This is a genomic window from Lapillicoccus sp., assembly GCF_039935575.1.
Lineage (GTDB): Bacteria > Actinomycetota > Actinomycetes > Actinomycetales > Dermatophilaceae > Lapillicoccus.
In genome coordinates, this window is the sequence record NZ_JBDTKA010000107.1 from 1 (window position 1) to 20,146 (window position 20,146).

At 68.8% G+C, this 20,146-nt stretch carries 23 protein-coding genes and 1 pseudogene; 20 read left to right on the top strand and 4 right to left on the bottom strand.

The window, feature by feature from the left end; all coding sequences use genetic code 11:
* The 18 genes and pseudogenes from ABI385_RS12885 to ABI385_RS12965 all read left to right on the top strand — a co-directional run.
* The coding region (locus tag ABI385_RS12885) for a nickel-dependent hydrogenase large subunit (RefSeq protein ID WP_348104152.1) at window positions 1-1,594 on the top strand (1,594 nt) is incomplete at its 5' end.
* 1 nt (window position 1,595) lies between these two features.
* Entirely contained in the window at window positions 1,596-2,531 is a 936-nt protein-coding gene (locus ABI385_RS12890) for a NifU family protein (RefSeq protein WP_348104153.1), read from the top strand.
* A complete protein-coding gene (locus ABI385_RS12895; protein WP_348104154.1) occupies window positions 2,528-3,181 on the top strand; it encodes a DUF5947 family protein in 654 nt (217 codons plus the stop codon). The genes ABI385_RS12890 and ABI385_RS12895 overlap by 4 nt, the downstream gene beginning before the upstream one ends.
* Window positions 3,178-3,828 (top strand): DUF6084 family protein, encoded by a 651-nt coding sequence (locus ABI385_RS12900; RefSeq protein WP_348104155.1) that lies wholly within the window; start codon window positions 3,178-3,180, stop codon window positions 3,826-3,828. Before ABI385_RS12895 ends, ABI385_RS12900 begins: the two co-directional genes overlap by 4 nt.
* Window positions 3,818-5,167 (top strand): hypothetical protein, encoded by a 1,350-nt coding sequence (locus tag ABI385_RS12905; protein WP_348104156.1) that lies wholly within the window; start codon window positions 3,818-3,820, stop codon window positions 5,165-5,167. The genes ABI385_RS12900 and ABI385_RS12905 overlap by 11 nt, the downstream gene beginning before the upstream one ends.
* The gene (locus ABI385_RS18545) at window positions 5,164-5,283 is read left to right on the top strand and encodes a DUF6893 family small protein (protein ID WP_407068274.1); all 120 of its coding nucleotides are present in this window, start codon (window positions 5,164-5,166) and stop codon (window positions 5,281-5,283) included. Before ABI385_RS12905 ends, ABI385_RS18545 begins: the two co-directional genes overlap by 4 nt.
* 30 nt (window positions 5,284-5,313) lie before the next feature.
* Window positions 5,314-5,520, top strand: a complete 207-nt coding sequence (locus ABI385_RS12910; RefSeq protein WP_348104157.1) for a hypothetical protein — start codon at window positions 5,314-5,316, stop codon at window positions 5,518-5,520.
* A gap of 25 nt (window positions 5,521-5,545) precedes the next feature.
* The gene (locus tag ABI385_RS12915) at window positions 5,546-5,872 is read left to right on the top strand and encodes a hypothetical protein (protein WP_348104158.1); all 327 of its coding nucleotides are present in this window, start codon (window positions 5,546-5,548) and stop codon (window positions 5,870-5,872) included.
* Window positions 5,853-6,377, top strand: coding sequence for a hydrogenase maturation protease (locus ABI385_RS12920; protein ID WP_348104159.1), 525 nt, complete (start codon window positions 5,853-5,855; stop codon window positions 6,375-6,377). The genes ABI385_RS12915 and ABI385_RS12920 overlap by 20 nt, the downstream gene beginning before the upstream one ends.
* A gap of 2 nt (window positions 6,378-6,379) precedes the next feature.
* A complete protein-coding gene (locus tag ABI385_RS12925; protein ID WP_348104160.1) occupies window positions 6,380-6,625 on the top strand; it encodes a HypC/HybG/HupF family hydrogenase formation chaperone in 246 nt (81 codons plus the stop codon).
* Window positions 6,622-7,428: a DUF6390 family protein gene (locus tag ABI385_RS12930; RefSeq protein ID WP_348104161.1), complete on the top strand. Its 807-nt coding sequence runs from the start codon at window positions 6,622-6,624 to the stop codon at window positions 7,426-7,428. The genes ABI385_RS12925 and ABI385_RS12930 overlap by 4 nt, the downstream gene beginning before the upstream one ends.
* A 2-nt stretch (window positions 7,429-7,430) precedes the next feature.
* A complete protein-coding gene (locus ABI385_RS12935; protein ID WP_348104162.1) occupies window positions 7,431-8,453 on the top strand; it encodes an extracellular solute-binding protein in 1,023 nt (340 codons plus the stop codon).
* Window positions 8,450-10,153, top strand: a complete 1,704-nt coding sequence (locus ABI385_RS12940; RefSeq protein WP_348104163.1) for an ABC transporter permease subunit — start codon at window positions 8,450-8,452, stop codon at window positions 10,151-10,153. The genes ABI385_RS12935 and ABI385_RS12940 overlap by 4 nt, the downstream gene beginning before the upstream one ends.
* Window positions 10,150-11,208, top strand: coding sequence for an ABC transporter ATP-binding protein (locus ABI385_RS12945; protein WP_348104164.1), 1,059 nt, complete (start codon window positions 10,150-10,152; stop codon window positions 11,206-11,208). Before ABI385_RS12940 ends, ABI385_RS12945 begins: the two co-directional genes overlap by 4 nt.
* Window positions 11,201-11,542 carry a hydrogenase maturation nickel metallochaperone HypA gene (locus tag ABI385_RS12950; RefSeq protein WP_348104165.1) on the top strand — a complete coding sequence of 114 codons (342 nt, stop codon included), beginning with the start codon at window positions 11,201-11,203 and terminating at the stop codon, window positions 11,540-11,542. Before ABI385_RS12945 ends, ABI385_RS12950 begins: the two co-directional genes overlap by 8 nt.
* A 2-nt stretch (window positions 11,543-11,544) precedes the next feature.
* A complete protein-coding gene (gene hypB, locus ABI385_RS12955) occupies window positions 11,545-12,396 on the top strand; it encodes a hydrogenase nickel incorporation protein HypB (protein WP_348104166.1) in 852 nt (283 codons plus the stop codon).
* Between the two features lie 48 nt (window positions 12,397-12,444).
* A pseudogene (locus ABI385_RS12960) lies at window positions 12,445-13,022 on the top strand (IS630 family transposase); the annotation flags it as partial.
* A 137-nt stretch (window positions 13,023-13,159) separates the two neighbouring features.
* Window positions 13,160-14,161, top strand: coding sequence for a 2-oxoglutarate and iron-dependent oxygenase domain-containing protein (locus ABI385_RS12965; RefSeq protein ID WP_348104167.1), 1,002 nt, complete (start codon window positions 13,160-13,162; stop codon window positions 14,159-14,161).
* A gap of 331 nt (window positions 14,162-14,492) precedes the next feature.
* Here ABI385_RS12965 and glnA read toward each other — a convergent pair whose 3' ends face one another.
* Window positions 14,493-15,917: a type I glutamate--ammonia ligase gene (gene glnA / locus ABI385_RS12970; protein WP_348104168.1), complete on the bottom strand. Its 1,425-nt coding sequence runs from the start codon at window positions 15,915-15,917 to the stop codon at window positions 14,493-14,495.
* Window positions 15,918-16,069: 152 nt separating this feature from the next.
* On the opposite strand from glnA, the gene ABI385_RS12975 reads away from it, so the two are divergent.
* On the top strand, window positions 16,070-16,540 hold the full coding sequence (locus tag ABI385_RS12975) for an RDD family protein (RefSeq protein WP_348104169.1): 471 nt from the start codon (window positions 16,070-16,072) through the stop codon (window positions 16,538-16,540).
* Window positions 16,537-17,427 (top strand): hypothetical protein, encoded by an 891-nt coding sequence (locus ABI385_RS12980; RefSeq protein WP_348104170.1) that lies wholly within the window; start codon window positions 16,537-16,539, stop codon window positions 17,425-17,427. Before ABI385_RS12975 ends, ABI385_RS12980 begins: the two co-directional genes overlap by 4 nt.
* Window positions 17,428-17,477: 50 nt before the next feature.
* Here ABI385_RS12980 and ABI385_RS12985 read toward each other — a convergent pair whose 3' ends face one another.
* The 3 genes from ABI385_RS12985 to lipB all read right to left on the bottom strand — a co-directional run bounded on the left by ABI385_RS12985 (window position 17,478) and on the right by lipB (window position 20,091).
* Window positions 17,478-18,206, bottom strand: coding sequence for a DUF4191 domain-containing protein (locus tag ABI385_RS12985; RefSeq protein WP_348104171.1), 729 nt, complete (start codon window positions 18,204-18,206; stop codon window positions 17,478-17,480).
* A 5-nt stretch (window positions 18,207-18,211) separates the two neighbouring features.
* Complete coding sequence (gene lipA / locus ABI385_RS12990) at window positions 18,212-19,249, bottom strand: lipoyl synthase (RefSeq protein ID WP_348104180.1); 1,038 nt, start codon at window positions 19,247-19,249, stop codon at window positions 18,212-18,214.
* Window positions 19,250-19,461: 212 nt separating this feature from the next.
* Window positions 19,462-20,091: a lipoyl(octanoyl) transferase LipB gene (gene lipB, locus ABI385_RS12995; RefSeq protein ID WP_348104172.1), complete on the bottom strand. Its 630-nt coding sequence runs from the start codon at window positions 20,089-20,091 to the stop codon at window positions 19,462-19,464.
* Window positions 20,092-20,146 lie beyond the last annotated feature (55 nt).

Genomic DNA, 20,146 nt, shown 5'->3' on the forward strand with positions numbered 1-20,146 from the left:
TCCCCGGGACGCGCACTTCATCACCAGCAGGATCTGCGGCATCTGCGGCGACAACCACGCCACCTGCTCCTGCTACGCCCAGAACATGGCCTACGGTGTGAAGCCGCCCCACCTGGGGGAGTGGATCGTCAACCTCGGCGAGGCCGCCGAATTCATGTTCGACCACAACATCTTCCAGGAGAACCTGGTCGGGGTCGACTACTGCGAGCGGATGGTCGCGGAGACCAACCCCGGTGTCCTCGAGCTGGCCAACACGACCGAGGCACCGCACGCCGCCGACCACGGCTACAAGACCATCGGCGACATCATGCGCTCGCTCAACCCGTTCACGGGCGAGTTCTACCGCGAGGCGCTCCAGGTGAGCCGGATGACCCGCGAGATGTTCTGCCTCATGGAGGGGCGGCACGTCCACCCCTCCACGCTGTACCCGGGTGGCGTCGGCACCGTGGCGACGATCCAGCTGATGACCGACTACATCACCCGGCTCATGCGCTACGTCGAGTTCATGAAGAAGGTCGTGCCGATGCACGACGACCTCTTCGACTTCTTCTACGAGGCCCTACCCGGATACGAGATGGTCGGCAACCGCCGAATCCTGCTCGCCTGCTGGGGCTCCTTCCAGGACCCCGAGCACTGCAACTTCGAGTACAAGGACATGACCAACTGGGGTCGCAAGATGTATGTGACTCCGGGCATCGTCGTCGACGGCAAGCTCGTGACGACCGATCTCGTCGAGATCAACCTCGGCATCCGGATCCTGCTCGGCTCGTCGTACTACGACGACTGGGAGGACCAGGAGATGTTCGTCAAGAAGGACCCGCTGGGCAACCCGGTCGACCGCCGGCACCCATGGAACCAGCACACCAACCCCAAGCCCCAGAAGCGCGACCTGGACAACAAGTACTCCTGGGTGATGTCACCGCGCTGGTTCGACGGCAAGGACTACCTTGCCCTCGACACCGGTGGCGGACCGCTGGCGCGGCTGTGGGTCACGGCGCTGGCCGGGCTCGTCGACATCGGTTATATCAAGTCGACCGGCAACAGCGTGCAGATCAACCTCCCGAAAACGGCACTCAAGGGGCCGGTCGAGTTCGAGTGGAAGATTCCCCAGTGGAGCAACACGATCGAGCGCAACCGAGCCCGCACCTACTTCCAGGCGTATGCCGCAGCGGCCGCCTTGCACTTCGCCGAGAAGGCGCTCGTCGAGATCCGCGCCGGCCGGACCAAGACCTGGACGAAGTTCGACGTCCCCGAGGAGGGCATCGGCTGCGGCTTCACCGAGGCGGTCCGCGGCGTCCTGTCGCACCACATGGTGATCCGGGACGGCAAGATCGCGAACTACCACCCCTACCCGCCGACGCCGTGGAACGCCAACCCTCGCGACTCCTACGGCACGCCCGGCCCCTACGAGGACGCTGTCCAGGGCCAGCCGATCTTCGAGGAGAACGACCGCGAGCACTTCAAGGGCATCGACATCATGCGCACCGTGCGTAGCTTCGACCCATGCCTGCCGTGCGGCGTGCATATGTACCTCGGCGATGGCATGAAGCTCGAGCGTCTGCACTCACCAACGCAGACCGCCGGCGCGGAATAAGGTGACGAACCAGGCTGGCCCCACGTCATCTGACCTGCGGGCCACCGGGGCACGCATCGACACGCTGATCGACGCCAGCGCGGCGGGCGGACCGGTGGCGCGCGAACGGGCCGAGGAGCTGGTCCGGCTCGTTGCCGACCTCTACGGCGCCGGGTTGGAGCGGCTCCTCGAGATCGTCGACGAGCAGGTGGGTCTCGAGGACAAGACCCTGGACGCCCTGGCCAAGGACGACCTGGTGGCCAGCCTGCTGATCGTGCACGGCCTGCATCCCTACGACGTGACGACCCGCGTCGAGAACGCGCTCGAGGGGGTGCGCCCCTACCTGGGCTCGCACGGCGGCGACGTCGAGCTGATCAGTGTGGGTGAGGGGGTCGTTCGGCTGCGGATGCTGGGCAGCTGTGACGGCTGTCCATCCTCATCCGTCACCCTCAAGCTCGCCGTCGAGGGGGCCATCGAGGCGGCGGCCCCGGAAATCACCGCCATCGAGGTGGAGGAGCCCACCGCGAAGGAGAAGACGGGCCCGACGATCCCCGTGGCCTCCCTCTTCTCACGCGTCGGGGAGACGGCTGCGCCTCAGATGGACGGCGGGTCGTCGTGGGAGGTCGTGCCGGAGCTGGCGGTCCTGGCACCCGGGGCCGTCGTGCAGATGGTGGTGGGTGGCATACCGGTCGTGGGCTGCCGCGTGGGCACCGACCTGTTCGCCTTTCGTGACCAATGTGCGCGGTGTGGACGGCCGATGGACGGTGCCGCCGTCGCGCGGCGGCTCGGCGGCCCCCTCGGTGATGCCGTGCTGCAGTGCCCCGCCTGCCGGGCTCACTACGAGGTTCGTCGGGCGGGGGCCTGCCTGGACGCCGAGGAGCTGCACCTCGACCCGTTGCCGTTGCTTGTCGACGGCGAGACGGTCTCGGTCGCCGTGCCCTCACCGGTGTCGGCATGACCAGCGTCGGTCGCTCCGGCACCCCGCTCGCGTCGTTGCTGCGGGTAACCCAGAGCCGGCCGGTGCCCCTCGTCGGCGAGCGCTGCGAGATGTGCGCGGAACCGATCCCCGACGAGCACTCGCACGTCGTCAGCGTGGAGAACCGGGCGCTGATGTGCTCCTGCCGGCCCTGTTACCTGCTGTTCGCCGACCCGGATGCGCACCTGAAGTACCGCTCCGTGCCGGAGCGGTACTTCTCCTTCCCTGACCTCGCCCTCGACGCCAGGGCGTGGGACGAGATGCAGATCCCGGTAGGGCTCGCGTTCCTGTTCCGCAACTCGGTACTGGGCCGGATGATCGCCTTCTATCCCAGCCCCGCCGGCGCGACGGAGTCCGAGCTGCCCCTCGAGGTCTGGGACCGGATCGTAGACCAGAGCCCGCAGCTCGCGTTGCTGCGTGCCGACGTCGAGGCACTCCTTGTGCGTCGGACGGACGGCCCCGGCGGCTCGTGCCACCTGGTACCGATCGACGCCTGCTACGAGCTGGTCGGCCGGCTGCGGATGCTGTGGCGCGGCTTCGACGGTGGGCGCGAGGCCCACCAGGCAATGGACGAGTTCTTCGCCCGGGTGGAGGCCCGCAGCCGCCCGGCGCCTGAGGTGGCAGCGACGTGAGTGACTACCAGTTCTCCGTCCTGGACATTTTCGCCGAGACGTATGCCGTGGCCCCCCAGCTGACGGCGCGGCTGCGGATCGAGGAGCGCACCGGACAGACGATCCATGCGGTCGCGCTGCGCTGCCAGGTCCGGATCGAGCCGCAGCGCCGGCGCTACGAGGCGGCGGAGCAGGAGGCCCTGCGCGGGCTCTTCGGAGAACGGGAGCGGTGGGTCGACACGCTCAAGCCGTTCCTGTGGATGCAGTGCAACACCACCGTGCAGGGTTTCGTCGGCGCCACCGACGTCGACCTCGTCCTTCCGTGCACCTACGACTTCGACGTCATCGGCTCGCGCTATCTCCACGCCTTGGCGTCTGGCTCCGTGCCGGTCAACCTTCTCTTCTCCGGCACCGTCTTCACCAAGGGGACCAACGGCTTCGGCGTCCAGCAGGTCCCCTGGGACTGCGAGGCGTCTTATGACCTGCCGGTAGCCGTCTGGCGCGAGATGATCGAGGCCTACTTCCCGAACACCGGCTGGATCCGGCTCGACCACGACGTCCTGGCCCGGTTCGCTGACTACCGTGCGCGGCACGGGTGGATGACGTGGGAAGAGACCGTGGAAGCCCTGCTCGCCCGGGACGGGGAGGCGGTCGCTCGTGAGTCTTGACCTGGTCCGTACCGTTGCCGACGCCGTGCTCTACGAGGGGTACCTGCTCTACCCCTACCGCGCGAGCTCGAGCAAGAACCAGTCGCGGTGGCAGTTCGGGGTGCTCGGACCGCCCGGGGCGGCTGCCGCAGGCCTCGGTGAGGACTCCGGGATGGCGATGGAGTGCCTGGTCGACCCAGTCGAGCAGCCGGGGTTCGTCACCCTCCACCTTCGCTTCCTGCACCTCCAGGTCCGCGAGGCGCAGCAACGTGATGCCGGTGGTGACCACGTGCCCGTCGAGTCGCTGGCCGTCGCCGGGGGTTCGGTCCTCAGCTGGGACGAGGCGGTCGAGCGGGAGATCACCCTCCCCGAGCAGTTGCTACTCGAGCCACTCGACACCGTGGTCGAGGTGCCGGGGGGCGAGGATGTCGAGCCGGTCACCGACGGCAGCGGCACGCCGACGGGCCGAATCGTCCGACGCCGCCAGCCGCTGACCGCCCGGGTCCGGATGAGCACGACACGTGACGGAGACTTCCTCCGGTTGTCCGTCGCGGTGGACAACGAGCATCCCGACGCGCCTCCCGACAAAGATTTCGCAATCCGCACGTCGCTCATCGGGGCCCACGTGATCCTCGAGGTTCGAGGCGCGGGGTTTGTCTCTTTGCTCGAGCCGCCCGAGGAGGCCAGTGCCGCGGCCGGCCGCTGTTCCCAGAGACGGTGCTGGCCCGTGCTGGCCGGTCCAGCGGGCTCGAGCGACGTGGTCCTCGGCGCGCCGATCATTCTCTATGACTATCCCGAGGTGGCCGAGCAGAGCCAGGGGGCCCTCTTCGACTCCACCGAGATCGACGAGATCCTCAGCCTGCGGGTGATGACCATGACGGACGACGAGAAGGCCCAGGCCCGGGCCACCGACCCCCGCGCAGCGGCGATCATCGACCGGTGCGACGACATGAGCGCCACTGACCTGCAGCAGCTACACGGCATACTCCGCGATCCGCACGGGCCGAGCTTCGAGACCGGGGACGTGCCGTGGTGGGACCCGGAGGCCGACGCGAGTGTCAGACCCGAGGTCGACGCCGTCGTCGTCAAGGGAACCCGTGTCGCCCGGGGAAGCCTCGTGCGGGTGCACCCGTCGCGGCGCGCCGATGCGCAGGACCTGTTCTTTGCCGACCAGGTGGGCCGGGTGACCGCGGTCCTGTCCGACGTTGACGGCGACGTGCACGTGGCGCTCGTCCTCGTGGACGACCCGGCGGCCGACCTGCACGAGTGGTACGGCCGCTACCTGTACTTCTCACCCGACGAGCTCGAGCCGCTGCCCGCCGAAGCCCAACCAGCACAACGAGAGGAGAGCCGATCGTGAAGACCATTGGAGTCATCAGCGTGACGGTGGTCGCCGCCGCCGCCGTGGTTGCCGCTGTGGTCGCGGTGAAGTCCATTCCCGACTTCCGCAGGTATCTGAGGATCCGTTCGATGTGAGCATGATGTGAGCAGTAAGGAGGAGCAGAGATGAGCGAGCAGCCAGGCGAACACCTTGACGAGGAGCCTCAGGAGGAGCGCGGGCCCAAGGGTGCACGCGACACCGGCTCGGACGAGCCGTCCGGCGGACCAGCCGACCGGCCCGCAGGCACCGCGGACGAGAAGTCCGACACTGCGGTCCAGCCCCAAGAGGCACAAGACCCCGACGCCCCGAACCTTCAGTCCGGCGGCGGCTGACTCACATCGACCTCAGGAGAACGACATGAGCTTTACCCCGCACAGTCCGGACACCCCGGATGGTATCGACACCGAGGGCAAGGCTGTGCCCCCGTACGAGGGCCGGAAGGAGACGGCTGACGTGCAGGGAAAGGAGCAGTCCACTAAGGACGGCGCCACAACCGCCGGCGCCACCGGGCTTGTCGAGGACGACGAGCAGAAGGCTCCCGACCCCGCAGACACCCCCCGCGGTGCTACCGGCTCGCCCTCGGACGAGCAGCCGGCGAGCCAGGGCGCCGAGACCGACCTCGATGACGACGCGGTCGGTCCGGCCCACACCGGAGGGACCACACGTGCAGAGGACCAGTCCTGAGGTGCCGCGGATTCTCGTCGCCGGCATCGGCAACATCTTCCTGGCCGACGACGGGTTCGGCTGCGAGGTCGTGCGTCATCTCGAAGCCCTCGAGGCGCTCCCCGGTGTCCGCCTCGTCGACTACGGCATCCGCGGTATGCACCTGGCCTACGACCTGCTCGACGGTTGGGACCTGGCCATCCTCGTCGACGCGCTTCCCGACCGCGGGGACCCGGGCTGCATTGAGGTCCTCGAGGTGGCTGCCGACATGAACAGCTCGGCGTGGCTGGACGCACACGGGATGGACCCGGCGTCCGTGCTGTCCAGTGTCGCGGCACTGGGCGGTGAGCTCCCCCGGACCTGCCTCGTCGGCGTCCAGGTGGCGGAGATCAGCGAACGGATTGGCCTGTCCGACCGCGTCGGGGCGGCGGTCGTCCCGGCGGCGACCGCGGTCCGGGAACTGGTGCGCGAACACCTGGCGTCGTCGTCGGGCTCGTTCGTCCAGCGCTCTGAGCGGGTGGGCTGACCATGTGTCTCGGAATCCCCGGACAGGTCGTCGAGGTCCTGGACGGCTATGAGGGCCAGCTGGCCCTCGTCGACGTGGAGGGCATGGCGCGCAAGATCAACATCGGCCTGCTCGACGGTGACTCGCTCGAGCCAGGCGACTGGATCCTCATCCACATGGGCATGGCGCTGGAGAAGGTCGGGGCCGAGGCTGCGGCTGCCGCCCGCTCCGGGCTCGAGTTGCTCGGGCGGGGGGTGGAGGAACCATGACGACGAGACCAGGCGGAACGACGATCACGCCACCGAGGGTCAACGGTCCTCAGCTTTTCGCCCGCTACGCCTACCCCCCGAACGCCCTCGGCTACTGCGGCCCGGCGGACCACCTCTCCCTCTTCGAGTACGGCTCGGCCGGTGTGACAGACGCCGGGCTGGTCGACCTCGCCAAGGGGTTCCACGGCGCGTGGCCCTACCTCGAGCTCATCGCCCGCGGCACCGGCATCCGGGACCCGTTGGACCGACGCGTCGTCGAGGCTTACTGGATCGGCAGTCCGCTCCTCGACCGGGTCAGCGCCGTCGACATCGGCAACTCGATGGAAGACCGGTTCCGGTCCCGCACCGGGCATGACTTCGCGCACCTGGCCGAGGGTGTCGTCGCCGGAGGCGTACCGCACCACAGCTTTCACGTCTTCGAGGTCTACCCGTGGGTGGGACTGCTCCGTGACGACCGCAAGGCCCCGACGGCGCTGAATGTGCTCGACCGCTGCCGGATCCGGTGGGGCACCGTCGAGACGGTCCTCGGCGACCGGGCCGTCGTTCGCTCGCGGCCCATCGTCTGGGACGGGCGCGCGCTCGCCCTGGGCGAGCCGGTGATCGAGACCGCCGAGTGCGCGCGGTCGGGCGCCGGGTTCATCGGAGACCTCGTCCCCGGCGATGTCGTCTCCCTGCACTGGCACTGGGTGTGCGACCGGCTCACCCCGGCCGAGGTCGGCCAGCTCCAGCTCTACACCAGGCGCCATATCGCTATCGCCAACTCAGGCGTCGAGCATCGGGGCACGGCCCTGGCCATCGGATGAGCGTGAGGACCCAGGGGTGGGCGCGGCGCTGCCTCACCGCCGCCGCTATTGCCTCAGTGCTGTTCGCCACCGCCTGCGGATCGTCCGAATCCCCCGGCTCGAGCGCACCGTCGGCGGCGTCGGTGGGGGGGGCGGCCTCGTCGATCACGCTTTACACCTCGGTCACCCAGGAGACCGTCGACGCGATCAAGGCCGGCTACCAGAAGGCGCACCAGGGGGCCACCGTCACGGTGTTCCGTGCCGCGACCGGTCAGCTCAACGCCCGCATCGCCGCCGATCTTCGCTCCGGGGGCCTCAAGGCCGACGTCATCTGGGGTACCGACCCCCTCTCGATGCAGACCTACACCGACCAGTCCCTCCTGGCCCCCTGGCCCCTGCCGCAGCTCACCTCCGTGCCGGCCCAATACCGCACGCGCGAGTTCTGGGGGACCCGGCTGCTCTACCTGGTCATGGTCACCCGCCACGGACTCCAGCCGGCGCCCACCAGCTGGACGGACCTCACCTCACCGGCATACGCCGGGAAGGTCGCCGTGCCGGACCCCGCCTTCGCCGGCTCGGCGTTCGCGGCCCTGGGCTACTTCTCGCAGACCCAGGGAATGGACTTCTACCGGGCCCTGCGCGCCAACGGTGCCCGGCAGGTCGCGAGTATTCCTGACGTCGTCACCCAGGTCGCCCAGGGGACGTTCTCGGTCGGGATCACCCTGGACTCCGGGATACGAGACGCCATCACCAAGGGCTCTCCGGTCGACCTGGTCTGGCCGAAGCCCGGGGCGATCGCTCTCTACAGCCCGATCGCCCTGACGACGGCCTCCTCGCACGTCGCCGCGGCGACCGACTTCTTGGGTTACGTGCTCAGCACGGACGGGCAGCAGCGCATTGCGGCGACGGGCTGGCAGCCCATCGTCCCCGGGGTGCCTGGCCCTGCCCAGCCCGCCGGCGCCCAGACGGTCTCTCCCGACTGGGCCGCCCTCTTCGGGCACCAGGCCGAGCTGCTCGAGCAGTACCGTTCGGTGTTCGTGCAGTGAGCCGTCCGCAAGGATCCGCCGGGCGCTGGCGTCTGGTCGCGGTCGCCGTCGTCGCGCTGCTCGTCGCGGCGCTGTTGGCCGCGCCGCTGGCGTTCATCGTGCGCGGGGCAGTCGACGGCGGCGTCGATGAAGTGACGGCCGCCCTGGGCACGAGCGACGTTCGCTCCGCGCTGTGGCACACCATCACACTCGCCATCGTGGTCACCGTGGCCGCCGTGGTGATCGGCACCGCCCTGGCCCTGGCCTTCGACCGGGCGCTGGTGCGGCGCCCCGCCCGGTGGCGGTTGGGCCTGGCCCTTCCCCTGCTCGTGCCTCAGTTCTCGCTGACCCTCAGCTGGACCCAGGCCTACGGCTCAGGAGGGCTCCTCGACCACCTTGCGGGACTCACCCTGCCCGGCCTCTACGGCGCCCCTGGGATCATGCTGTTGCTCGCGGTGGACGCCGTGCCGGTCGTCTGGCTCATCGTCACGGCGGCTCTCGGCGTCCGCCGCGAGCCAGACCTCGTGCGCGCGGCTCGGGCGAGTGGTGCCGGCCCCTGGCAGACCTTCGTCACCATCGACCTGCCCCTGCTGCGCGGAGCGCTGCTCGCGTCGGCCGCGGTCGTCCTCGTCGGTGTGGTCAACAGCTTCGCCGTGCCTCAGGTGCTCGGCTCGGCCGGCGGATACCAGACCCTGGCCTCGCTGGCCTACCAGCAGCTGGCCATATCGGCGGCGCCCGCGGCCTTCACCCGCCTGTGCGTCATCGCACTCCTCATGGTCGTCCTCGTCCTCGTGACGATCGGGGGCGCGGACCGGGGCTTCGGGCGGATCGGTGCCGGACTACAGCGGAGCGGGTCGGGGGGAAGCCGGTTAGTCCACCGCCCGTCGCCGGCGACCCGCCTCGTGTCCGCCGCTCTCACGGCATACATTTTCCTGACCATGGTGCTGCCGCTCGTCTCCCTCGCCGCGACCTCGCTGACCCGAGCAGCGGGGCTGGCACCCCTGCCGGCCAACTGGGCTTTGACCAACTACCGCCTCGGGCTGGACGCCACCGCTCTCACCAGCCTCGGCCGGACAGTGGTCCTGGCCTCGGCTGCGGCCCTCATCGTCATGGCCCTCGCCGGAGTGGTCGTCGGTATCGGCGGTGAGGCGCGGCGGCGGCTGGGCACCGCCTTGACCCTCGGTTTCGCCGTGCCCGGCACCGCCCTGGCGATCGGGGTGCTCATCGCCTACGGGCAGAGGCTGGGCGGGTCGGCGGTGATCATCCTCGTCGCCTATCTCGGTAAGTGCGCGGCGCTGGGTTACCGCGCCCTGGCGTCCGGAGCCGACCGTGTCGCGCCGGAGCTGGGGCAGGCCGCTCGGGCCGCCGGAGCCGACCCGATGACGGTGTTCCGCACGATCACGGCCCCGATGACGGCGACCGGCTTCCTCGCAGCAGGCGGCCTCGTCCTGCTGTTCGCCCTGCACGAGCTGACCATGAGCAGCATCCTCTACGGAGCCGACACCGAGACGTTCGCGGTCGTCGTTCTCAACCAGCAGCAGCTGGGCGATATCGGGGTCAGCGCTGCACTGGCGGTGGTCCTCACCCTGCCGCCCCTCGCCGTCGTCGGAGCGGGCCTCGCGGTGTATGCGGCGCGCGAACGTCGCGGACAGCGTCCTGGCCGTCCCGCCCCTCCCGTCGAGATCTCGTGGTTGGCCGCCCGGCCGACGGAGGCGAGATGACCAGGACCTCGGCGCTGCGTCTCGGTGACCTGTCCGTCTCCTACGGCCACGTCAGCGTCCTGGCGGGCCTCGACCTCGAGCTGGACGCAGGAGAGGTGATCGCGCTGCTGGGCTCATCCGGGTCGGGCAAGACGACCTTGCTGCACACCGTCGCCGGGTTCATCGAGCCCGACTCGGGCGTTGTGACGATCGGCGACCAGGTCGTGGCCGGACGGGGGCGATGGGTGGCGCCCGAGAAGCGCCGCGTCGGCCTGGTGTTCCAGGGCGCGGCTCTGTGGCCACACCTCACGGTCCTCGACACCGTGGCGTACCCGCTGCGTCGGCGGGGCACGTCCAAGACGCAGTCGCACCAGGAGGCCGGTGCGCTTCTCGAACGGCTCGGGCTCCTCGCCCTTGCTGACCGGTTCCCGGCCCAGCTGTCGGGTGGCGAGCAGCAGCGGGTCGGCCTGGCGAGGGCCTTGGCCCGCGACCCGGCCCTCTTCCTCTTCGACGAGCCCACCGCCCACCTCGACACGCACCTGCGTTCGGTAGTGCTCGAGGAGATCGCCCGGCGCCGAGCGGCCCTGGGCGCCGCAGCCCTCTACGCCACGCACAACGCCGCGGAGGCCCTGGCCATCGCCGACCGGATCGCGGTGCTGCGGCGTGGTCGCCTGGTCCAGGTCGGCACACCGCGTGAGCTCTACATGCAGCCCGTCGACGTGGAGACCGCCCGGTTGACCGGGCCGGCGTCGTTCCTCGACGCGTCCACCCTTGCCCCATCCGTTGCCGGGGCGGCTCATGGCCAGGTGCTGGTGCGGCCGGACTGGGTCCGGCTCGACGGCGACCTGCCGGGGTGGGTCGAGACGGTGCGTTACCGAGGCCCGCACACGGACCATGTCGTCTCCGTCCCCGGCGGGCACCTGCTCGCCACCTCTCCCGGTCCACCTCGTCTGCGCGCGGGCGAGCCGGTCGGGGTCACCGTGACCCACTGCTGGCCGATGCCCGTGGCGCCGCAGGTGCCGGCAGAGACCGGCCGCCGACCGTTCGACCGCGAGAAGGCGCAGACCGATGCATGAGGTCTCCCTGTGCGGCGCGATCTACGAGATCGCCGACCGCGCCGCGGCGGGTCGCGACATATCGGTGATCCACCTCCAGGTCGGCCAGCTGCGTCAGGTGGTGCCGGACACTCTGACGTTCTGCTGGACCGTCGTCTGCGACGAGACCCGTCTAGCGGGTTCGCGTCTGGAGGTCGACTACCGCCCCGTCATCCTCCGGTGCCGTCAGTGCGGCGAGTCCACGACGCTGTCGGGAGAGCTGCTGCTGCTGTGCGGCGGGTGCGGGGCCTCGGAGGTGTCCGTGGTCGGCGGCGAGGAGCTCCTCGTCACCTCAGTAGACCTCACGGAAGGGTGATCATGGGACGTTTCCACCGGCACGACGACGGCACCGCTCACGAACACAGCGTGACGGAGCGCGGCGGCCATGAGCACGACAGCCCCTCCCACGCCGATGCCAGCCCCGAGCACGATCTCGGGGACATGTCGGGCTACGGCACCGGGCCGGAGCGGATCCAGGTGCTGGAGCGCATCTTCGGCGAGAACGACCGCACGGCGCAGGCCAACCGCGACCTCCTCGACGCCAACCGGGTGGTCGCGATCAACATGATGTCGTCACCCGGAGCCGGTAAGACGCTCATCCTCCAGCGCACTCTGGCCGCCATGGCCGACCGGGCCGACCGGGCCGACAAGGTTCGGGTCGGCATTGTCGAGGGTGACATCGAGACGAGTATCGACGCCGACCGCCTGGCCGGGTACGGAGCGCAGATCGCGCTGCTCAACACCAGCAACGGCTTTGGCGGCGAATGTCACCTCGACGCGCCGATGGTGAGGTCGGCGCTGGCTCGGCTGACCCTCGCCGAGGTGGATCTGCTCTTCGTCGAGAACGTCGGTAACCTGGTGTGTCCGGCCGAGTTCGACGTCGGCGCTCACCATCGGGTCATGGTTTTCGCCATCACGGAGGGAGAGGAGAAACCCCTCAAGTACCCCGTCATGTTTCGCTCCGTCGAGCTGCTTCTACTCAACAAGATGGACCTGCTACCGCACCTGGACTTCGACATGGCGCTGTTCGAGCGCAACCTCAGGTCCGTCAACCCCACGGTGACGGTCATCCCGGTCAGCGCCCGGACCGGCGAGGGCCTCGACAACTGGTATGCCTGGCTCAAGCAGCCGACGGCGTTGCCCACCAACGGTGCCGCATCATCAACCTAGTGGTGTGTCTCCAAAAATAGCAGGTGTGTTTAGCGGTCATCTTTGTGGATGAACAGACCTGCTGCCGCTTTGGCAATGTCGGACGGGCAACGCCAGGCGCTGCGGGTGCTTGCTCGGTCCCAGACTGCGCCGCATCGACAGGTGCAGCGGGCTGAGGTGTTGCTGCTGGCGGGCGAGGGAATCGCGAACACGCAGATCGCGCAGCGGGTTGGAGTCAAGGCCGCGACCGTGCGCGCGTGGCGCGGTCGTTTTGCCGAGGAGGGCTTGGCGAAGCTGGGTAAGGTCCGTGCGGCCGTGGTCGTAAGTCGACGATTCCGCAGTCCAAGATTGACGAGATCGTTGAGTTGACCCGCAACAGCAAGCCGGCCGGGCAGACGCATTGGTCGTGCCGCACGATGGCCAATCAGGTCGGAGTGTCGCCGGCGACGGTGCAGCGGGTATGGGCCGCACGCGGGTTGAAGCCGCATTTGGTCCATTCGTTCAAACTGTCCAACGATCCGCGGTTCGAGGAGAAGCTGATCGACGTCGTCGGGTTGTACTTGGCGCCCCCGGATAACGCGATCGTGCTGTGTCTGGACTGGGGTCCCTCCCGCTTGCGGGGGACCCGAAGCCGTTCATCTGGACCGCCACCGCCGACGACATCCTCGCCAAAGTCGCCCGCGGACGCGTCGCCCTCCAAGCAGTCAACCAACGACGAGACGCACCACTAGGTCCGGGTCTATCGATTCTGACTACCTGGGAATCGCAGCGCTAGGCTTGAGGAATGTCAGTTCGCGAGTTGCCGGTGTTGGACGCCGCAGACTTGGTGGCCGGCGGCGAGCGTGCTGCGCAGTTCCGCCTGCAGCTGCGCGCCGCCACGCACGACGTGGGGTTCTTCCATCTGCGGCACGGCATCCCCGCCGAGGTGACGGACGAGTTGTTCGCGACGGCTCGTAGGTTCTTCGCCCTGCCGGCCGAGGACAAGGCGGCCGTCGAGATGCGGCGCAGCCCGTGGTTCCGCGGTTACACGCGCGTCGGTGGGGAACTCACGCAGGGCGTCGCTGACCTGCGCGAGCAGATCGACATCGGGCCCGAGCGCGAGCCGCGAGCCGCCGCCCAGCCGGCTTACTTACGGCTGGATGGCCCGAACCAGTGGCCCGAAGCCCTGCCCGAGCTGCGCACCTCCCTCGAAGCCTGGACCGAGCGCCTGTCCCGGCTCGGTAGTGCACTGCTCGAGGAGTGGGCCGAGGCGCTCGGCTGCGATCGCCACGTCTTCGCCTCGCTGTTCGAACGCCCCTCGACGTTGCTCAAGCTGGTTCGGTATCCAGGTCAGATCGAGACGGGGGCGCAGGGCGTCGGGGCCCACAAGGACCCGGGCATCCTCACGCTCCTGCTCATCGAGCCGGGCGCGGCAGGGCTGCAGGTCCTCGTCGACGACAAGTGGGTCGACGTGCTCCCGGTCGACGACACATTCGTCGTCAACATCGGCGAGCTGCTTGAAGTGGCGACGGACGGCTACCTCCGGGCCACCAAGCACCGGGTGGTGTCGCCTATTGACGGACGCGAGCGCATTTCCATCCCGTTCTTCTTCAACCCGAGCCTCGACGCCGAGGTGCCACGGCTGACGCTGGCGCCGGAGCTGCGCAGCGGCGCTCGTGGCGTCGAGCACGAGGCCGACAACATCATCGGATCCTGCTATGGCGAGAACCTCTTGAAGGCTCGGCTGCGGGCCCATCCCGACGTTGCGCGAATCCACCACCCCGACCTGGTCGACCAGGGCGCGTAGCGGCCAAGGCCGGCAGGCGACCTCTGGCCCGCCACCCGCTGAGATAAGGACCTTTGTCCGCGACGGATCCGTCCCGGATCCGATCAGGGGAGGACCGGGCCTTCTCATCCGCTGAGGATCATCTCAGGCACTCCGTCGGTCAGCCGGTGCCACGTCCACGGCACCTACTCACCTGCAGTCCGTATCTGGCAGAGATCTACGGCCGCTCCCCAATGGCATATCCATGGCACACCAACGCGAAACACCGCCCAACCACGGGAAACGTAGAGAAGTGTTTGCGCAGGTCAGACGGCGTGTCGCGGCATCGGTGCAGGTCAGCAGACCTTGGCCATTAGATGTCGTAGTACATCTCGAACTCGTGGGGGTGCGGGCGGAACCGGATCGGGTCCACCTCGTTGGTGCGCTTCCACTCGACCCAGGTCTCGATCAGGTCGGGCGTGAACACGTCACCGGCGAGCAGGTACTCGTGGTCTGCCTCGAGCGCCTCGAGGACCGCGGGCAGCGAGCCGGGAACCTGGGCGATCGTGGCGTGCTCCTCGGGAGGCAGTTCGTAGAGGTCCTTGTCCACGGGCTCCGGCGGCTCGGTGCGGTTCTTGATGCCGTCGAGGCCGGCCATCAGCTGAGCAGCGAACGACAGGTAGGGGTTCGCCGACGGATCCGGGATGCGGAACTCGATGCGCTTGGCCTTCGGCGACGTTCCTGCGATCGGGATGCGCACGCAGGCGGAGCGGTTGCGAGCCGAGTAGACCAGGTTGACCGGCGCCTCGTAGCCCGGTACGAGCCGGTGGTAGGAGTTCACCGTTGGGTTGGTGAAAGCCAGCAGTGACGGGGCGTGCGCGAGCAGGCCGCCGACATACCAGCGGGCCAGGTCCGACAGGCCACCGTAGCCGCTCTCGTCGTAGAAGAGTGGCTCGCCGTCCTTCCAGAGCGACTGGTGCGTATGCATACCCGAGCCGTTGTCACCGAACAGCGGCTTGGGCATGAACGTCGCGGTCTTGCCCATGGCCCAGACGGTGTTCTTGACGACGTACTTGAACTTCATCATGTCGTCACCGGACTGGAGCAACGTGTTGAACCGGTAGTTGATCTCCTGCTGGCCCGCGGTGCCGACCTCGTGGTGCGAACGCTCGACGATCAGGCCCACGTCGTCGAGACCGAGGCAGATCTTGTCGCGCGTGTCGGCGAAGTGGTCGACCGGCGGCACCGGGAAGTAACCACCCTTGTAGCGGGTCTTGTATCCCTGGTTGCCGCCCGGCTCCTCTCGGCCGGTGTTCCACGCGGCCTCGATCGAGTCGATGAAGTAGTACCCAGCGTTGGCCTTGGTCTCGAAACGAACGTCGTCGAAGATGTAGAACTCCGCCTCGGCGCCGAAGTAGGCGGTGTCGGCGATCCCCGTCGACTTGAGGTAGGCCTCGGCCTTGGCGGCGACGTTTCGCGGGTCACGGCTGTAAGGCTCGTCCGTGAACGGGTCGACGATCGAGAAGTTGAGGATCAGCGTCTTCTCCACCCGGAACGGGTCAAGGTATGCGGACGAGACGTCCGGGATCAGCTTCATGTCGGACTCGTGGATCGCCTGGAACCCGCGGATCGACGAGCCGTCGAACGCCTGGCCGTTGGTGAAGAAGTCGATGTCGACACTCTTGGCAGGGACGTTGAAGTGCTGCATGACGCCGGGCAGGTCGCAGAACCGGATATCGACGAACCTGACGTCCTCATTCTTGATGAACTCGAGGCATTCCTCGGGCTTGCTGAACATCCATCCTCCTGTGGTGGGTGGCGAGCCGGGCGACAGGACAAAGGGGTCGCCCGACTGCGCATTCGTGTCCGGGTGAGACACTAGGGCCACGGAATGACGAGCCCGTGACCCGGATGTTTCACCGGCGTTAAAACCGACGGAAGGCCCAGCCCGTGGTGGACCGCAAGGACGTCGCGTCCTGGCTGGAGGGCCCCAACGCGCAGCGTCCTGACGGCGCCACCGACTACCCCGGCAAGCGGCTCGGTATGCCTCAGGCCGGGCCAGGCTCGATTGCCCGGTTCGGCCGACGCTTGGTGGCGATCGTCATCGACTGGACGCTGTGTCAGGTGATGGCCTACGCGCTCTTTCGCGTCACCCTGGGCGAGTCCGGACCGAGCTCGTTTGCCCCGCTGCTCATCTTCGGCGTCGAGAACATCCTGTTGCTCGGCACGTTGGGTTCGACGTTCGGTCAGCGGGTCCTCGGCATCCGGCTGAGGTCGGTCACCGGGGAACAAGCGACGCCCTTGCAGGTCGTGGCCCGGACCGTGCTGCTCTGCCTCGCTGTTCCTGCGCTCATCTGGGACCGCGACTCACGCGGGCTGCATGACAAGGCCGCCCGGACCGTCCTGGTCCGGATGCGATGACCTCCGAGCTCGGGCGGGTAGCCCTCGTCACCAACAGCGACGAGCGGTATGCCGACCCGGAGATCCACGTCCTGCGTCAGGCGCTGCGGGATGCCGCCGTGGTGGCCGAGGTCGTGTCCTGGGATGACGAGGTGGACTGGGGGGCATACACACTCGTCGTCGTGCGCACCACCTGGGACTACTTCGACCGACTCGTCGAGTTCGCCGAATGGGCCATGCAGGTCGACAAGGTGACCACCCTGGTCAACCCGGCCGACGTGATTCGGTGGAACTCCCACAAGGGCTACCTCGTCGAGATGGCCGTGCGAGGAGTCCCGACGGTACCCACCGTGCTCATCCCGGGTCAGTCCATGGACGTCACGGACCAGCTGCAGGAGACGGCGTGGGACGAGGTCGTCGTCAAGCCGGCCGTCGACGGGGGTGCCCGCGGGACCTATCGCGGTCGGCGCGACGACCCGGCGACCTCAGCCACGGCGGAGCGGCTGGCCGCCAAGGGTGACGTGGTGGTGCAGCCGTTCGTCCGCGGGATCGCGGCGGGGGAGCGGTCGCTGGTCTTCATGGCAGGACGGCTCTCTCACGCCGTCCGCAAGGTCCCTGCGGCAGGTGACTACCGATCGCAGCGACACCTGGGTGGCACCGAGTCCGACCACACGCCCGACTCGGCCGAGGTGCAGGTGGCTTTGGCGGCAATGGAGGTCGCGCCGGGCCGGCTCAGCTATGCGCGCGTCGACCTAGTCGACTGGGAGGGCTCTCCCGCACTGATGGAGCTCGAGGTGATCGAGCCTGACCTGTTCTTCCGGGGCATCGCGGCGCGGCACGAGGCGTTCGTGGCGATGGTGCAGGACGAGCTCGCCCGCGTCGGCGACCAGGTGCCTCAGACCAGGTGACTCAGACCAGGTGACTCAGACCGAGTGCGCTAGTCGACACCGGGGAGCGGTCAGCGCCCGCGCATCGCCTTGCGGTCGACGCGCGCGCGGGTGGGGTCGATGCCCTTCGGGAGCGGCGGCCGGACGCCTCCGATGGAGCGCAGCCGCTTGTTCACGACCGACACCTCCTCCTTGGTGAGCACCGGCTTCAGTCTCTGCACCTTGTTGGCGAGCTTGCGGATAGTCACCTCGTCGTCACCGGCTCCGTCGCCCACGCGGATGAGGATGACCGGGACGCCGCTGGCGACGCGCTCGACCTTGCGGCGTTCGGAGGCGAGCAGCTTCTGAGCCCGGCCGGTGGGTCCCTCGCCGATCAGCACGATGCCCGGTCGTCCGACAGCGCGGTAGACCAGCGCGGCCGACGCGAGGTCGGTCGCCTTGAGCGCGTCTGCTGCTACCGGCTCCTCGGTGATATACCAGCCGCGCCGGATCGACTTCAGGGCGGCACCGACAGCACCGGGCTGGCCTTCGATCTTCCGGTATGCCGCCCGCTCGGCGCGCCGGCTCAGCACGATCGTCGCAGCCAAGAAGGCGAGCGGGACACCGATGATCAGCGCGAACACCAGGACGTGGAACACCACGCCGACGACCGCGGCCAGCACCAGGACACCGAGGGCGGCCAGGGCCATCCACCACCCGATGTTCGGGTCGACCGCCTTGGCGGCCAGGAACACCTGCTTGACCTGGGCGAAACGCCCGGGGGCCTTTGCCGGCTTCTCTGCCTTGGGGGTTCTGGCCATGAGGGTCAGGATACGGCCGCGACGCTCCGGCGGGCCAACCCCGCCACCAATGTCGCCGCCTCCTGGCGGGCCGGGGAGTCGGCCGCGGCCGCGAGGTGGGCCAAGTGCCCCGGGATCGGGTGTCCCCACCGGCGCATCGCGGTTGCCCAGAGGCGTCCGGCGCGGTAGGAGGACCGGACCAGTGGGCCGGCCATGACGCCCTTGAACCCGAGCTCGTCGGCCACCTCGGACCAGTGCACGAACTCCTCGGGCGTGACCCACCGGTTGACGGGGTGGTGGCGGGGCGACGGGCGCAGGTACTGCGTGATCGTGATGATGTCGGTGCCGGCCTCGTGCAGATCGCGCAGCGCCTGCTCGACCTCGTGGCCTTCCTCGCCCATCCCGAGGATGAGGTTGGACTTGGTGACCAGGCCCGCGTTGCGGCCCATGGTGATGACGTCGAGGGAGCGCTCGTAGCGGAACGCCGGTCGGATCCGTTTGAAGATCCGGGGGACCGTCTCCACGTTGTGGGCCCACACCTCGGGCCGCGCGTCGATGACCTCGCCCACCAGCTCCGGCACCGCGTTGAAGTCGGGCACGAGGATCTCGACCCCGGTGCCGGGGTTGAGGTCGTGGACCTGCCGGATCGTCTCGGCATAGAGCCAGGACCCGCCGTCGGGCAGGTCGTCGCGGGCGACGCCGGTGATGGTCGAGTAACGCAGCCCCATCTGACGCACCGACTCTGCGACTCGCCGAGGTTCGTCACGGTCGAGGTCTGCGGGGCGGCCGGTGTCGATCTGGCAGAAGTCGCACCGGCGCGTGCACTGCTCGCCGCCGATCAGGAACGTCGCCTCGCGGTCCTCCCAGCACTCGAAGATGTTGGGACAGCCGGCCTCCTGGCAGACCGTGTGCAGGCCCTCGCTCTTCACCATCGAGTGCAGCTCGGTGTAGGCCGGCCCCATCTTGGCGGTGGTGCGGATCCACGACGGCTTGCGCTCGATCGGCGTCTCGGCGTTGCGTGCCTCGACACGCAGCATGCGACGGCCTTCGGGGGCCACGGTCACGGTGGCGTCCTCACTCTCGACGGTGCCCAGGTCGGCATTCGTATGCCGGTGAACAGTCGCGCCTGGCATCGCCGGGCGCGTACCCAAGAGTACGCCGCGAGCATCGGCGGTATTCCATCGCCGGGGTCGCCCGCTGCTCGACGACCTCGAGACGCACCGAGTGACTCGGAACGTGGGTCACGTGTCGTGCCTCGGCGTCAGGCAACCAGAGCTCAGCCGAGCACGTCGGTGAGGTGCTTCTCCACGTGCGGCAGCACCTCGGGCACCGGGACATCCCGGCCAAGCTCCCTCGACAACGACGTGACCCCGGCACCGACGATCCCGCACGGGATGATCACGTCGGCCCAGCCGAGGTCAGGGTCGCAGTTGAACGCGAAGCCGTGCATCGTCACCTGCCGGCTGACCCGCACGCCGATGGCGCCGATCTTGCGGTTCGGCCCCCGTTCGTCGGCCAGCACCCAGGTGCCGCTCTGCCCCTCGACGCGCGCGGCGTCGACACCGAAGTCGGCACACACCCGGATCATCAGCTCCTCGAGCCGCCGGACGTGCGCGACGACGTCGATCGGGGCGGGCAGCCGGACGATGGGGTACCCGACGATCTGGCCGGGGCCGTGCCAGGTGATCTTGCCGCCCCGGTCCACGTCGATGACGGGCGTGCCGTCCAGCGGACGCTCGTGCGGCTCAGTGCGCTTGCCGGCCGTGTAGACCGCGACGTGCTCGAGCAGCAAAGTCGTGTCTGGTTCCTCACCGGCCACGACCTTGGCGTGCAGCTCGCGCTGCGCATCCCAGGCGTCCTGGTAGTCAACGAGCTCTGGGGCAAAACCGAGGTGCACCACGCGCATACCCTCAGGGTAAGTCCCCGGGTCGCCCCGGATGCCGGCGCAGCCCCCCTCCCGC